Below are 14,671 nucleotides of genomic sequence, written 5' to 3' on the forward strand. Positions count from 1 at the left end.
GGCAGCGTTGGCATCGCTCTCGCCACCCGGCAAAAGCAGGATGCCTTCGGCATCAGCATCGACGACGACGCGATCCCCGTCCGAAATCTTGCCCGAGAGGATTTCCTCGGCCAGCCCATCCTGCACTTCGCGCTGGATGACACGCTTCAGCGGACGCGCACCATAGGCCGGATCATAACCTTCATTGGCGAGCCACTCCCGCGCCTTGGGCGTCAGTTCAAGGCTGATGTCGCGATCCCGCAGCAGTTTTTCGAGCCGCCCGAACTGGATGTCGACGATCGAGCCCATATGCTCGCGCCCGAGGCGATGGAACAGCAGAATCTCGTCGATACGGTTGAGGAATTCCGGCCGGAACGCCGCCTTCACCGCATCGAGCACTTTCCCGCGCACCAGCTCCACCGATTCCCCATCATTGAGATCGACCAGATATTCGGCCCCAAGATTGGAGGTGAGGATAATGACCGTGTTGCGGAAATCGACCGTCCGCCCCTGCCCGTCCGTCAGTCGTCCATCGTCGAGCACCTGGAGGAGAACGTTGAACACGTCCGGATGCGCCTTCTCGATCTCGTCGAAGAGCACAACCTGATAGGGCCGACGCCGAACTGCTTCGGTCAGCACGCCGCCTTCGTCATAGCCGACATAGCCCGGAGGGGCGCCGATCAGACGGGCCACGGAGTGCTTCTCCATGAATTCCGACATGTCGAGCCGAACCATCGCGGTTTCATCGTCGAAGAGGAACTGCGCCAAAGCCTTGGTCAGCTCGGTCTTGCCCACGCCCGTTGGTCCCAGGAACATGAACGAGCCGATCGGCCGGTTCGGGTCCTGCAGGCCGGCACGCGAACGGCGCACGGCCTTGGCCACTGCAGCCACCGCTTCCGCCTGCCCGATGACCCGGTTACCGAGCGACGACTCCATATGCAGGAGTTTTTCGCGTTCGCCTTCCATCATCCGGTCGACAGGAATGCCGGTCCAGCGCGACACCACCTGGGCAATGTCGGTCGGCTCGACGGTTTCCTTGGCCATCAGCGGATCGGGCTTGCCGTCACCATCCGGATCGTCGGCCGTCTTCAGCCGCTTTTCGAGATCGGGAATGACGCCATAGGCAAGCTCACCGGCACGAGCCAGGTCGCCCTGGCGCTGCGCGATTTCGAGCTGCGAACGAGCTGCATCGAGCTCTTCCTTGATCTTGGTCGAACCCTGCAGCCTCTCCTTTTCGGCCAACCACTTCGAGGACAGCACCTGCGCCTGTTCCTCTAACCCGGAAAGCTCATGCTCAAGTCGGTCGAGCCGGGTCTTGGAGCCGTCGTCGGTTTCCTTCTTCAGCGCCTCGCGCTCGATCTTGAGCTGCATGATGCGCCGATCGAGTTCGTCGAGCGCCTCGGGCTTGCTGTCGACCGCCATGCGCAACCGCGCCGCCGCCTCGTCCATCAGGTCGATGGCCTTGTCGGGCAGGAAACGGTCGGTGATGTAGCGGTTCGACAAAGTCGCCGCACTCACCAGCGCCGAGTCGGCGATGCGAATGCCGTGGTGCAGCTCGTACTTTTCCTTGAGCCCGCGCAGGATCGAGATCGTGTCTTCGACGGTGGGCTCCGAAACGAACACCGGCTGGAAACGCCGGGCGAGCGCCGGGTCCTTTTCGACATGCTTGCGATATTCATCAAGCGTCGTCGCGCCCACGCAGTGCAGTTCACCGCGGGCCAAAGCCGGCTTCAGGAGGTTGGATGCGTCCATGGCGCCATCGCTCTTGCCCGCGCCAACCAGCGTGTGCATTTCGTCGATGAACAGAATGATCTGCCCTTCGGCCGACTGCACTTCGGCAAGCACCGATTTCAGGCGCTCTTCGAATTCGCCGCGATATTTCGCGCCGGCAATCAGTGCGCCCATGTCGAGCGAGAGGAGGCTCTTGCTCTTTAGCGACTCCGGCACGTCGCCATTGACGATGCGGATGGCCAGGCCCTCGGCAATCGCCGTCTTGCCGACACCGGGTTCACCGATGAGCACGGGATTGTTCTTGGTCCGGCGGCTCAACACCTGAATGGTGCGACGGATTTCCTCGTCGCGGCCAATCACCGGGTCGAGTTTTCCTTCGCGCACATCCTGGGTCAGGTCGCGCGCATATTTCTTCAGTGCGTCATAGGCATTCTCGGCCGAAGCCGAGTCAGCCGTGCGCCCCTTGCGAATTTCTTCGATGGCTGTGTTGAGCCCCTGCGGCGTCACCCCGGCCGCAGCCAGAATCTTGCCCGCATCGGTGTCCTTCTCGACCGCCATGGCCAGGAGCAGCCGCTCGGCCGTCACATAGCTATCGCCGGCCTTCTTGGCTGCGCTCTCGGCCGTGTCGAACACACGTGCCAGTTCGCGGCTCAGGGAGAGCTGCGCGGCATCGCCGGAAACCTTTGGAATCTTGTTGAGCGCCGCTTCAACGCCGGCGCGTGCCGCCTTGGCGTCGCCACCCGCGCGTTCGATCAGTCCGGAGGCAAGCCCCTGGTCATCGTCGAGCAGTACTTTGAGAAGATGGACCGGCGCAAACTGCTGATGGCCCTTGCCCAGCGCTGCCGTCTGCGCGCTCTGGATAAAGCCGCGCGAGCGCTCGGTGTATTTTTCGATATTCATTCAACTCTCCTTGTCTCGCTCGCCACCCGGCCCTCGAAAGGCACCGGCATGGCGACGGAAGCGTCGCGTAATGGAACGCCCGGCAATCCGGCGCGCTCCATCATCGAGAGTTATATGGGGAGGTTTTTGGAGGGAGCAATGCTGCAGCCCGCCTAAATCGGACACCTGCACCGGGGGACTATCCCCTTGGTGCAAGGTTCCTAAATTCCAGCGCGACCACGCAAATGCATCGCCGCGCCTTCCGGCGTCACCACCAGCGTGGGTGCGACGCGCTCAGTCCGCCGACAGTGGCGGCGTCGATGGCGGCGATTTCCTCGGGCGCGAAGTCGAGATTGCTGAGCGCGCCGAGATTGTCCTGTAGCTGAGCCGGGGTGCGGATACCGATCAGCGCCGAGGTCAGTTCAGGCCGGCGCAGCACCCAGGCGAGAGCCAGTTGCGGCAGGGTCTGGCCACGCGCCTTGGCGATGGCGGCGAGCTTGCCGACGGCATCGAGCGTCTCGGGCTTGATCCGATCAGCTTTGAGGAACGGGTTGTTGCTGGTGCCGCGAGCCCCGTCCGTGTCCCCGGTATTGTATTTGCCCGAGAGCACGCCCTGCGCCAAAGGCGAGAAGGCGATCATGCCGATGCCGAGTTCGCCACAGGCGTCGACCGTCTTGTCGTCCTCGATCCAGCGGTTGAGGATCGAATAGCTCGGCTGGTGCAGGATGCACGGCACGCCGAGCGACTTGAGGATGGCGTGAGCCTGCCGCGTCTCGGCTTCGGGATAATTGGAGATGCCCACATAGAGCGTCTTGCCCTGAGCAACGAGCGTTGCCAGCGCCCCCATGGTTTCCTCGAGCGGCGTCTTGGGATCGAAGCGGTGCGAATAAAAGACGTCGACATAGTCGAGGCCAAGGCGCTTCAGCGATTGATCGGCCGAGGCAATGAGGTTCTTCCGGCTCCCCCATTCGCCGTAGGGGCCGTCCCACATCTGGTAGCCCGCCTTGGACGAGATGATCAGCTCGTCGCGATAAGGCTTGAAATCGCGCGCCATGACCTGGCCGAACAATTCCTCGGCCGAGCCGGGAGGCGGGCCATAATTGTTGGCGAGATCGAAATGGGTAATGCCCGCGTCGAACGCGGCGCCGAGCATTTCAAAGGCCGAGGGATAATCCCGCGCGCCGCCGAAATTCTGCCAGAGGCCAAGACTGATGACGGGCAGCTTCAGGCCGGACCGGCCGGCATGGCGATATTGCATGGTCTCGTAGCGACCGGGGGCAGCGCGATAAGTCATGATAAGTCCAGAAATGTTGGGTCGGGCCTAGCGGCGCGCGCCAGTGTTGAGATCAAAGACATGGATGAGGTTCGGCGCAACCGAGGCAGGCAAAGCCATGTCGGGCACCACATCGAGCGAGCCATCGACGATGACGGTGAGGTCCTGCCCCGCCATGGCGACAACGAGATGCGTCTGGGCCCCGGTCCGCTCGACGAGCTTTATGGTGCCAGCCAGCGCATTGGTGCCATTGCCCGGCACGAAGTTTTCAGGCCGCAGTCCGATCGTGACCCGATCGCCGGCCGACACTTTGGTGGACGGGTCGAGCACGAGGGTTTCGCCGGTCTGGAGCCGCGCCGTCGGCCGATCGGCCGCAATGATTTCGGCAGACAGAAAATTCATGGCGGGCGAGCCGATAAAACCGGCAACGAAGAGATTGGCCGGGCGGCGATAGAGATCCATCGGCTCGCCTGCCTGCTCGATCTTGCCCTTGTTGAGCACGACGACCGTGTCGGCGAGCGTCATGGCCTCCACCTGGTCATGCGTCACATAGATCGAAGTGCGCCGGATTTTGGCATGCAGCCCCTTGATCTCGGTGCGCATCTGCACGCGCAGCTTGGCGTCGAGATTGGAAAGCGGTTCGTCGAAAAGGAACACCGCCGGGTCGCGCACCACCGCACGCCCCATGGCGACGCGCTGGCGCTGGCCGCCCGAAAGCTGCGCCGGGCGACGGTGCAATAGTTCGCCAAGTTCGAGCAGTTTTGCCGCATCGGCGACGCGCTTGTCGCGCTCCGCCGCGGGCAGGCCCGCGATCTTGAGATTGAAGGCCATGTTCTGCGCCACGGTCATATGCGGATAGAGCGCATAGGACTGGAACACCATCGCGATGTTGCGGTCGCGCGGGCTCAGGTGATCGACGGGCTCACCCCCAAAGAGGATTTCCCCGTCGCTCAGCTCTTCGAGACCCGCGATCATGCGCAGCAGCGTGGACTTGCCGCAGCCCGACGGCCCGACCAGCGCCACGAAGGCGCCGTCGGCGATGTCGAGATCGAGGCCGTGGATGATGGGTACGGCCCCAAAACTCTTCTTGATACCCTTGAGCGTGACCGACGCCATTATGCGGCCCTCGAAGCGGGCGGCCCCATGGTCACCACATCGACCGGCAGGTCGAGGCTTTTGACATAATCGATCAGCGCCAGAAGCGGCAACTGGTCGTGGCGGCCGAGGCTGTCATAAATGGAGCGGCAAGTGGTGGCGATATCGACGCCGGCATTCTGGCTGACGAAGTACTTTGCCGAGGCGGGATATTTCGAATTGATCGAGTGCTCGGCAATGGCAAGGATTTGCTGCACCTTGATCGCAGTAGCACGGTCTTTCGCGTAGTTGAGCGACACCCACTGCACCAGTTCTGGATAGAGATTGGCCGCATAGCTCGAAAAGCCGTGTCCGCCGGCTTCAAGCGTGTCGATCAGCGTGCCCATCTGGGTGTTGAAGAATTTGAGCCCCTTGCCCTTGGTGGCAGCGAGCTTTTGCTTCATCAGGTCGAGATTGTGGCAGGTATCCTTGTGGAACAGCACGCGGCCGCTATCCGCCGCCCAGGCGAGATCAGCAGGCGAAACGCCGCGCTTATAGGGACGCGGACATTCATAAAAGCCAAGGGGAATATCGCCGGTCTTGGCAAGGATCTGCTCGACCCGGCTGCGCCAGACCGCGTCGCTTTCGCCCTCCCCCGCGATCAGGCACGGCAGCAGCACGACGGCGCTGACGCCGGTATCGGCAATGGCCTTGACCGCATCAGCCTGCTCTTGAGGCGCAGAACCGGCAACGGCCGAAGCGATCACCGGAACACGGCCGGCCGCGCGCTTGACCACGCGCTCCGCCAGGGTGACGCGTTCCTCGGGGCTCATCTGGTAGATTTCGCTTGAGAGGCAGACGGTGAAAATGCCGCCGACCTGGGCCTTGGCATAGTAGTCGACAAGGGCATCGACGCCGTCCCAGTCAAAGGACCGATCGTCCTTGAACGGGGTGAGCATGACGGGCCAGCAACCATTGGGAATGATGTCTTGAGACATGGCAGAAGTTCCTTTGAAGTCAGCCCTTCACGGAGCCGGAGATGAGATCGAGCCGCCAATAGCGCTGGAGCACCAGGAAAAGGGCGACGAGGGGAAGGATGGAAAGGAAGGCCCCGGTGATGATCAGGGTGTACATGCCCGGCTGCTCGGTGCCGGCATTGAGCATGGTGTAGAGCCCCACCGTCAGCGGGAAGAGCTTCTCGTCCGAGAGCATGATGAAGGGCAGCAGGAAGTTGTTCCAGATGCCGATGAACTGCAGCAGGAACACGGTGATGAGGCCGGGGATCATTGGCGGCAGGCCGATGGAAAAGAAGATGCGCACTTCGCTGGCGCCATCGACGCGGCCGGCTTCGAGCAATTCGTTATGCACCACCGCATCGGCATAGATGCGGCAGAGATAAATGCCGAGCGGCGAAAGCACCGAGGGGATCAGCACCGCCCAGTAGGTACCGGCAAGACCGATCTTGCTCATCAGCAGATATTGCGGCACCGCCAGCACCACGCCGGGGATCAACACCGCGCCAAGAAGGAAGGCGAAGACCACGTTCTTGCCGGCAAAATTGTACTTGGCGAGGCCATAGCCGGCCGCGGCCGAAACGATGGTCGAGAGCGAAGCACCGCCCGCTGCAAAGAGCAGCGAATTGAACGTCCAGAGCCAGTACCGACCGCCCCGATAATTGGAGAGGGCGACGATGTTGTCGACGAACCCGCCATTGAACGCCAGGGCGAAGGAGGGCAGCGAGAACAGCTCGCCATGATACTTGCTGGTCGCTGCCACCAGCCAATAGAGCGGCAAGAGGCAGTAGAGCGCTCCAATAAGAAGGATCAGCGTCGGCACCCAGGCCACGCGCTGATGGTGACTATGGGCTCGGCGGCGGGCGGTCGCGATATCCATTGTCATATCGCCTTCCCCTCGCTGCGCCTGCGGGTGACCCAGAAGAGGGCCACCGACGAGACGATGGTGATGAGGGCGACCAGCATGGCCGAGGCCGCGCCGCCATAGACGTTCTGCCCCACAAACGTATCGCGATAGACCAGCATCATCGGCACCCAGGTGGAAGAGAGGGCATCGGTGAGCGGGGCCAGCGTCGTCGGCTCGGAGAATGTCTGGATGGTGCCGATGAGCGAGAAGAGGCCCGTCAGCACCAGCGCCGGCACCAGCAAGGGCAGTTTTATGTCGCGGGCGATCTGCCACTCGGTGCAGCCATCGATGCGAGCCGCATCATAGAGCTCGCCGCTGATGCCACGCAGGGCCGTATAGAGAATGACCATATTGAAGCCCACGCCGCCCCACACATTGATATTGGCGATCGACCAGAAGACGCTGTCGCGGGTAAAAAAGTCCGGCAGCGGCAGGCCCAGATTGCCCGCGAGCTCGCGGAACGGGCTGACGCCGGGCAGATACATGAAGCCCCACATCAGCGAGGCGATAACGCCGGGCACCGCATAGGGCACGAAAATGGCGATGCGCGAGAACTGCGCCAGACGCAGCCGGGGCGTGTCGAGCAAGAGCGCAAAGAGCAGCGCCAGGCCAAGGGTCAGCGGCACAGTGATGATGCCGAGATAGAGCATGCGGCCGAAGCCGGCCCACAGCTCGGCGTTGAAGATGGCGCTGACATAATTGCCGAAGCCGACAAACACTTCCTCGCGCCGCCCGAGGCCACCACCGGCAACCTTTACGCCGCGCAGGCTCTGGTAGATCGAATAGACGAATGGCGCGACGATCATGGCCAGCGACAGCAGCACTGCGGGGCCGACGAAGAGCCAGGGCGCCAAGGGATGAACCGCTCGAAACGGTCGCTTGGCAGTTTTCCTCGATGAGGTCATTGCATAGATCCGGCTGACAAGTTTGGGCGGGGCCTGAGCCCCGCCCTACCCGGGAGGGATTTGGAGGCTAGGCCGTTTGGACGGTTGAGCCAGAGCGTGGCGAAAATGATGGGTTTCGAGACCCGGAGCGCAGCATACGTTTGGGTAGGTGAGCACCGGAAGCGAAGAAAACTGTCATTTGCAGACCGCTATGGCCAAGTGTCCACACGGCCTAGTTGCCTTCGGCGACAGTGTAGCCCTGGTTCTTCATGTCATCGAAAGCGGCCTTCTGGACCACGTCGAGCACATCGGCGAACCCGGCCTTGTTCTGTACGGCCTCGCCCATGGCGTTCTTGTAGGCGTCGAAGGCCGTGCTGGTGTTCGGGCCCCATGAGATTGCCGGCGTTTCGGCGTCGATCTCGGCGGCCATCTGGTAGAAGTTCGTCGCATCGGGAATGAAGGCCGGCGCCTGCTGCAACTGCGGCAGGTTGCGGGCTTCGAGGCGGGCCGGCCAGATGTTCATCAGGCGAACATAGGCGGCAAGGGCCTCTTCGTTATTGGTGATCCAGATGGCGAATTTCTTGGCTTCCTCGGGATGCTTGGTGAGCGAGGAAACGGCAGTCGCGCTGCCTCCGGTGACACCACCGGCATATTCTGCGCCAACGCCTTCGCTCCAGCGCGGCAGCGGCACGACGCCCCAATCGCCCACGGTATCGGGTGCCAGGTTCTGGATCAGCGGCGGCGCCCAGACGGCACTGATGATGCCAAGCAGGCTACCATCGGCGATGGCTGCACCCCATTCCGGGCTGAACGCCTGCATGGTGGCAACGGAGTCGCTGGCAACCAGCTCCTGCCAGTAGTTCGCCACGCCCTTGGCCGCTTCGCTATTGATGTCGACGGTCCACTGGTCGCCTTCAAGCGTCCACCACTTGGCGCCAACCTGATGGGTCAGGGCCGCGAAGGTGCCGGGATCGCCGGAGGAGAACTGGGTGAGATACTTGCTGTCGTCAGCGGCGCGCACGGCCTTGGCGGCCTCGGCGAACTCTTCCCAGGTCTTGGGCACGGCGACGCCGAGTTCTTCCAGCAGGTCCTTGCGATAGAAGAAGAACATGGGCGAGGTGCCCTGCGGGGTGGCCCAGGTCGTGCCGTCAAAGGTCACGAGGTTCCAGGCGACGGGCGTGATCTTTTCCTGCAGCGGCGCCATTTCGGGCGTGAGATCGGTAACGAGGCCATTGACGATCAGGGCCGGCAGATCGCCATAGGTGACATTGGTCACATCGGGCGGATTGCCGGCAGTGTGCGCCGCCGAAAGCTTCTGCACGATTTCGCCGGCAGCGGCCGCGCGGCTCACCGTCACGTGAATATCGGGGTTCTGCTCGTTCCAGATGGCGATGACTTCATCGATGTGAGGCGCCCAGTTCCAATAGGTCAGTTCGACCTTGTCCTGCGACAGAACAGGGGCAGCCATCAGCACGGACGCCATGCTGGCAGCAACAAGCAGGTGAGAGGCGCGAGCGCGCTTCAGCAAAGACATAGATGTGTTCCTCCGCGGCCAGCCGCGGGTGCGCGGCAGCCTCAATTGTTCAGCGATCAACATGTGCCCTCCGGCGCATTCTCCCTTTGGTCTGGGCTTGTGCCCTTGGACCGATCCGGTTTTTGTTTGCGCTCTGTTCAGGCTGACCATACGCTAAACGAAGCGTTGGATCGTCGTCTCGTGGGATGGGCATTGCAAAATGTGGAATGGTAAGACGCGCGGAAAAATTCTGAACCAGCTCGATCACGAGTTGGATGTCTTCCCAGACAAGCTCCTGGCGCGCGTCAATGACACCTGCATCATGGCCGTGCCGCACTGGCATGCGCAGGTCGAAATCAACTTCATCTATTCAGGCGGCATGTCCTACCGCATGAGCCACTACGGCGTGGACCTGCAGGCCGGCGACCTCTGCATTTTCTGGGGCGGGCAACCGCATCAGGCGATCGACCTGCAGCCGGGTACCGAGCTTGCCGCCATTCACCTGCCGCTCGTCCACTTCTTCCGGCTGCGGCTTTCGGCCGAATTGATGCAACGCCTCACCCGCGGCGGTTCGGCCGTCACCAGCACCCAGGGTTCCTCGGACCCCGAGCTGTTCCGGCGCCTCACCGACTATATGAATGGCGACGACCCCGCCCGCCGCACCTATGCCATCGAAGAGCTGCTGATGCGGATCAACCGCCTCAATTTCGAACCGCACCGGGTCATCGATGGCGGCGAGGAAACCGAAACCTCGAGCGAGCCGCTCGATGCCAGCGCCTTCCGCAACATTCTCGAAATCTGCGCCTATGTGACCGAGAATTTCCGCGATGATATCGGCTCGGCGGAGATTGCCTCCTCGCTCGATATCCACCCCAAATACGCCATGCGCGTCTTCACGAACTCGAGCGGGATGACGCTCAACGAATACCTGACGCTGATGCGCCTCAGCTATGCCCAGTCATTGCTGCTCGAAGACGACGCCAATATCCTCGACGTTGCCCTTGCCAGTGGCTTTGGCTCGCTCAGCACCTTCAGCCAGGCTTTTCGCAAGGTCACCGGTCAGTCCCCCTCCGACTTCCGCCGCCAGCGTGGATCGTACCTCTTGGCCGTCTAACCGGCCAGCGCCGCTACAGTCGGAGCAGAAGCTTTGTTGCGGAGCAGCACGACGCCAAGCACCAGCGTCCAGATCGCCCAAAGCGTGTAGCTGATCGAATTGATCATCCCCGTCATCGGCACGCCAAACGGCTCGAGCATCCCCGAGACCACGCCGAGCGCAATCACCACGCCGCTGACGGCCAGCAGGCGACTGGTGCGAAACAGCAGGGCGGCCGTCAGCACGGTCCAGATCGCGGTGAAGAAGTAGCCAAGATGCTCGCCGACACCCATCCCCAGATAGTGATTGGCCGCATCGAACAGTGAGACTGCCATGGCCTTGTCCAGTTCGGACGCCCCCGGGGCCAGATAGGCCGCTGCAAGGCTGGGGACCAGGATGACCCAATGCAACAGCCCAAGCGCCTGAACCAGTCCGGCCAGCACGCCGAACCCCATCGCCAGCGCTGCCAGAAGGTTGTCCTCCTTCCAGAAGTGAAGGCCAAGCGCGATGACCGCGCCGATCATCAGCAGCGAAGCGAACATCATCGCGTACCAGTAGAAATGAAGGTCGGCCCCGGCCGCCGCAAATCGGGTCAGCACCTCGCCGGCCGGATGGCGCAGGATATCGGGATAGTCGAAGGTCATCTGCAGGCCGGTAAAGCCGGCGGTAAAGATCAGCGGTACTGCAACAAGCAGACCACCGGCAGTTCGAGACGTCGCACTCATGGCGAAGATCCTTTGAGATGTGGGTTGATGAGACGCCGGAACAGCCGGACGCCCTGGTCCATGTCGGCCTGGCTGAAATCAGCGCCGCCGGTATCCTTGAAGACGAGCCAGAAATCCCCGACCAGCCAGAGCAACTGCGCCAGATCATCGAGCGCCGTGTCGTCGCCCATGGGCGAAACCACGCCGGCCTCGATGAAGAGGTTGATCAGGAACCTGGTATTGCCAAGCCCGGCCTCGCGACTGGCCCGATAGGCCGCAGCCAGCTCGGGGTCGGCATTGAGCAACAGTGTAAGATCGCGAAAGAAGAAACGGTACCGCGCCTGGATATCGAAATTGCCGGCCACCATGACCTCCATCATCGCAATGCTGGGCATGGTTGCGGGCGGGACGGCGTAGTTGGAGGCCCACTCCGCCGTAATGCGGGCAAAGAGCTCGCGAACGACCTCCGCCTTGTTGCGAAAATGGTAGTAGAGATTGCCCGGGCTCATCCCGAGGGCCTCGGCAATATGATTGGTCGTAACGGTGTCCGTGCCCCGCTCGTTAAAGAGGGCCAGGGCAGCGTCGAGAATGCGGGTTTTGGTCGGAGAGGGCACTGTGTGGTCCGTTAGAGTATTAGCTCTAACAACAGAATTAGAGCTAATACTCTAAATTGTCAACAGGCAGCTTTTTCTGCTACGCGCCGGCCGTCATCGCGCCCCCTCCAAATACGCCCACAAAGGGAAAAGCAGCCTCCGTCAAACCTCGCTCCAGCATCCATCTGGAAGGGAATTCGACCGCGCAGCAAACTAAACCGGACTGCAGACTAATCCCGGATGCGAAACAAAATTCTCTCCATGCAGCAACATGATCGACAAGGCTTCAGTCGGCTTGCAAGTGCTGGGGAATTGGAAATAATCGCGCCGTCTTCGGGGGAGAGGCTGCGTGGTAACTCTGGCATTGATCTTGGCGGTCATCGCTCTTGGCATGGTCGTTCGCATGCAAAAACAGGTCGAGGCCCTGCAGTCTCGCCTGAACCACCTCGAACGTCAGCAATCGCCCATAAAGGGCGTCGAGCCCAAGCCGGTCGTCGCCCCTGTCGTCCCCACTTCTACCGCGTGGCGCGCTGCAGTGGCCGAAGCGCCGCCGCCCGCTGAAACCCCGCCGGAACAACCTGCACCGCATCTGGGCGAACAACCGCAGCGCCCCGACGACACGACAGAACCGCCCACTGCACGTCCGCAAAAGTCCGCAGCCTTCAGCATCGAGCGGCTCGTCGGCGTACACCTGCCGGTCTGGGGCGGCGCCGCAATGCTGCTTATTGGCGGGTTTCTCCTTGCCCGCATGGCAGCCTCGAGTGGTTTCTTCACCCCCGGCCTCGGCATAGCCGCCTGCGCTGCCGCCGGTTTTGCCATGCTCGCGGCCGCCTTCGTGCTGCGGCGTCTGCGCATCGCCAATCATGAACAGATTTCGGCCGCCCTCGCCTCGGCCGCCATCGGCACGCTCTATGCCGCCTCTTTCCTGGCCAGCGCCCTCTTCGAACTGACCTCGGTCGAAACCGGCTTTGTCCTCGCCGCGCTCACCGGCTTTGTGTCGATCGCCATCTCTCTGGTCTTTGGCCGCCCTGTGCTGATCATCGGCCTGATCGGCGCCTATCTCGCCCCGGCACTCCTCGTCACCGCCTATTCCGGCGGTTTCCTGATTCAGCTTTACCTTGCAGCCCTCCTCGTTGCGGCAACCATCGCCTGCGCGCGAAAATCCTGGTGGGGACTTCTCGCTCTCGTTCTCCTGCCCCACAGTCTCTGGCTGTTGGGCCTGTCCACCGTCACCCAAGCGGATTGGGGCCAGGCCCTCGCCATTGCCCTCCTCCTCGTTTTCACGCCCGCCGTGGTCGGCATTGCTGCCTGGCAGCGCGGCGCCCCGAAACCCGCCGGATTTCCTCTGTTCCTGGCGCTCGCGCTATCCCTGTTCCTCGCCACCACCGGCGTCACCGAGACGGCCTACCCGCCTCTCTTCCTCTCGACCACCATGGGCCTCTTCCTTATCGGCGCCATCATCTCTTTCATGACCCCGGTAAGGCCGACCTTGCCGGTGCTGATGATCACCCTGGCCTGGGTTTATCTCGTCCTCATCTGGCGCTTCCCCGAGCCCCCACACCGCCTGATCATGGCCCTTCTCGCCCTGGCAGCGATCGGTACGCCCCTCGTGCATCTGCTCCGCCAAGGCAGGGATTCCGTTGAGGCAGCAACGCTCCTCTGCGCCGCCCTTTCCTTCACCGCCGTTTCCACCATGTTCGACCTCGACGGCTGGGCTGGCATACGCGACCTGCCGCTGCTCTGGGCTCTGCTATCCCTCGCCCTTTCCGCCTCGGTCGCTTATGCAGGCTTCCTCTTCTGGCCCAAAACGCCCGAAAAAGACCGGCCCCGCCTCGGCTCCATCTTCGCCGTCACTGCCAGCGGCTTTATCTCGATGGCCGTCGTCGCCATCGTCGATCCCAATTATTTCGCCCTCGCCGCAGCGCTGCAGGTTCTGGGCATTGCCCTCGTCCAGCAGCGCTTTGCCGCCGTCAATCTTCGACCGCTGATCGCGGCGTATCTCGCGCTCTATGCTGGGCTCCTTTTCATTGCCGCAGGTCTCTCCGAAATCGGCGCGCCGCTCACCTTCGCCCGATACCTGCCGCACACCGCCCCATGGGACGCCGCGATCGCTGCGCTCCTTCTGCCGGCAATAGCCTTCCTCGCCGCAGCAACCGTGCTGACACCCAAAGGCACGGACGCGCTGACAAAAATCCTCGACGGCGCCGCAGTGCTCCTGCTTGCCGCGGCCGCAAATTTCCTGATCATCCCCAACGACACCGTGCTCGATCCCCGCGACACGCTCTATTGGGCTTCCATCTGGCTCAACCCCATTCTGCTGATCGGCCTGCTCGGCGTTTTCGCTGGCACGCGCCTTGTTCGTGATGGGCTCAAATATGCCGGCATGGCGCTGTCCCTCTTCGTCCTCGCCGTGGCGGTCGCCTTTGTCGGCTTGCCGCCTTATCAGCTCTGGCCAGAATGGAACGTGCCGGGCCTGCCTCTCTTCAATCTGTCCATTTCAGGCCTCATCCTCCCCGGCTTGCTCGCGCTGGCCCTGGCGCATCTCCTCCGTGCCATTCCGCCACTGCGCTGGACTAGCGTAGCGGTCGGCGGCTTCCTGATCATCATCGGCCTGCTGGTTGATATCCGGCATCTGTTCCACCCGGACCTGCTGCAGGGCGCCTCCGGCCCAATCGAGCGCTACAGCTATTCCGGCGCCCTTCTGGTGCTCGCCTTTGGCGCCCTCGGCGCCGGCACGCGGTTCAACAGCCAGCCACTGCGCCTCGCTTCGCTCGGCATCATGCTGCTCACCGTCGTCAAGGTCTTCCTGTTCGATTTCGGCGGCCTCGAAGGTCTCTGGCGCGTCGCCTCGTTCGCCGCCCTTGGTGTCGCGCTGCTCGTCACCAGTTGGATCTACGCCCGCTTCGTCTTCCCACGCACCGAGGCCGCAAGCAGTGCGTGAACGGGAGCCTGCCTTTGTCGAAGAGGCAGGCATTTCCCGGGACCGCCTGCTGGCAGCCCAAATGGAAAGCCCAGTGTCAGGACCATC

At 62.5% G+C, this 14,671-nt stretch carries 11 protein-coding genes; 2 read left to right on the top strand and 9 right to left on the bottom strand.

Translation table 11 applies throughout. The annotated features are described in order from the left end of the window. From clpB to ABW043_RS21140, 7 genes are all read right to left on the bottom strand, one after another. Window positions 1–2,610: ATP-dependent chaperone ClpB (gene clpB, locus ABW043_RS21110; RefSeq protein WP_353923166.1), on the bottom strand; the 2,610-nt coding region annotated here is incomplete at its 3' end. 247 nt (window positions 2,611–2,857) lie between these two features. Continuing rightward, complete coding sequence (locus ABW043_RS21115) at window positions 2,858–3,883, bottom strand: aldo/keto reductase (RefSeq protein WP_353923167.1); 1,026 nt, start codon at window positions 3,881–3,883, stop codon at window positions 2,858–2,860. Window positions 3,884–3,910: 27 nt separating this feature from the next. Further along, a complete protein-coding gene (locus ABW043_RS21120; RefSeq protein ID WP_353923168.1) occupies window positions 3,911–4,978 on the bottom strand; it encodes an ABC transporter ATP-binding protein in 1,068 nt (355 codons plus the stop codon). Further along, entirely contained in the window at window positions 4,978–5,934 is a 957-nt protein-coding gene (locus ABW043_RS21125) for a dihydrodipicolinate synthase family protein (protein ID WP_317186919.1), read from the bottom strand. The genes ABW043_RS21120 and ABW043_RS21125 overlap by 1 nt, the downstream gene beginning before the upstream one ends. A gap of 19 nt (window positions 5,935–5,953) precedes the next feature. After that, complete coding sequence (locus tag ABW043_RS21130; protein ID WP_353923169.1) at window positions 5,954–6,835, bottom strand: carbohydrate ABC transporter permease; 882 nt, start codon at window positions 6,833–6,835, stop codon at window positions 5,954–5,956. Continuing rightward, complete coding sequence (locus ABW043_RS21135; RefSeq protein WP_317186917.1) at window positions 6,832–7,710, bottom strand: carbohydrate ABC transporter permease; 879 nt, start codon at window positions 7,708–7,710, stop codon at window positions 6,832–6,834. The genes ABW043_RS21130 and ABW043_RS21135 overlap by 4 nt, the downstream gene beginning before the upstream one ends. A 262-nt stretch (window positions 7,711–7,972) precedes the next feature. Then, entirely contained in the window at window positions 7,973–9,274 is a 1,302-nt protein-coding gene (locus tag ABW043_RS21140; protein ID WP_353923170.1) for an ABC transporter substrate-binding protein, read from the bottom strand. Between the two features lie 199 nt (window positions 9,275–9,473). Here ABW043_RS21140 and ABW043_RS21145 point away from each other — a divergent pair, with 199 nt between their 5' ends. Next, entirely contained in the window at window positions 9,474–10,367 is an 894-nt protein-coding gene (locus ABW043_RS21145) for a helix-turn-helix domain-containing protein (protein WP_353923171.1), read from the top strand. On the opposite strand, the gene ABW043_RS21150 is transcribed toward ABW043_RS21145, so the two are convergent. Both ABW043_RS21150 and ABW043_RS21155 read right to left on the bottom strand, forming a co-directional pair. Then, window positions 10,364–11,071: a DUF4386 domain-containing protein gene (locus ABW043_RS21150; protein WP_353923172.1), complete on the bottom strand. Its 708-nt coding sequence runs from the start codon at window positions 11,069–11,071 to the stop codon at window positions 10,364–10,366. The genes ABW043_RS21145 and ABW043_RS21150 overlap by 4 nt on opposite strands. Then, on the bottom strand, window positions 11,068–11,664 hold the full coding sequence (locus ABW043_RS21155; RefSeq protein WP_353923173.1) for a TetR/AcrR family transcriptional regulator: 597 nt from the start codon (window positions 11,662–11,664) through the stop codon (window positions 11,068–11,070). The genes ABW043_RS21150 and ABW043_RS21155 overlap by 4 nt, the downstream gene beginning before the upstream one ends. 328 nt (window positions 11,665–11,992) lie before the next feature. Here ABW043_RS21155 and ABW043_RS21160 point away from each other — a divergent pair, with 328 nt between their 5' ends. Beyond that, window positions 11,993–14,584, top strand: a complete 2,592-nt coding sequence (locus tag ABW043_RS21160) for a DUF2339 domain-containing protein (RefSeq protein WP_353923174.1) — start codon at window positions 11,993–11,995, stop codon at window positions 14,582–14,584. Window positions 14,585–14,671: the final 87 nt, after the last annotated feature.

The sequence above is a fragment of the Devosia sp. genome (assembly GCF_040509215.1).
Classification (GTDB): domain Bacteria; phylum Pseudomonadota; class Alphaproteobacteria; order Rhizobiales; family Devosiaceae; genus Devosia.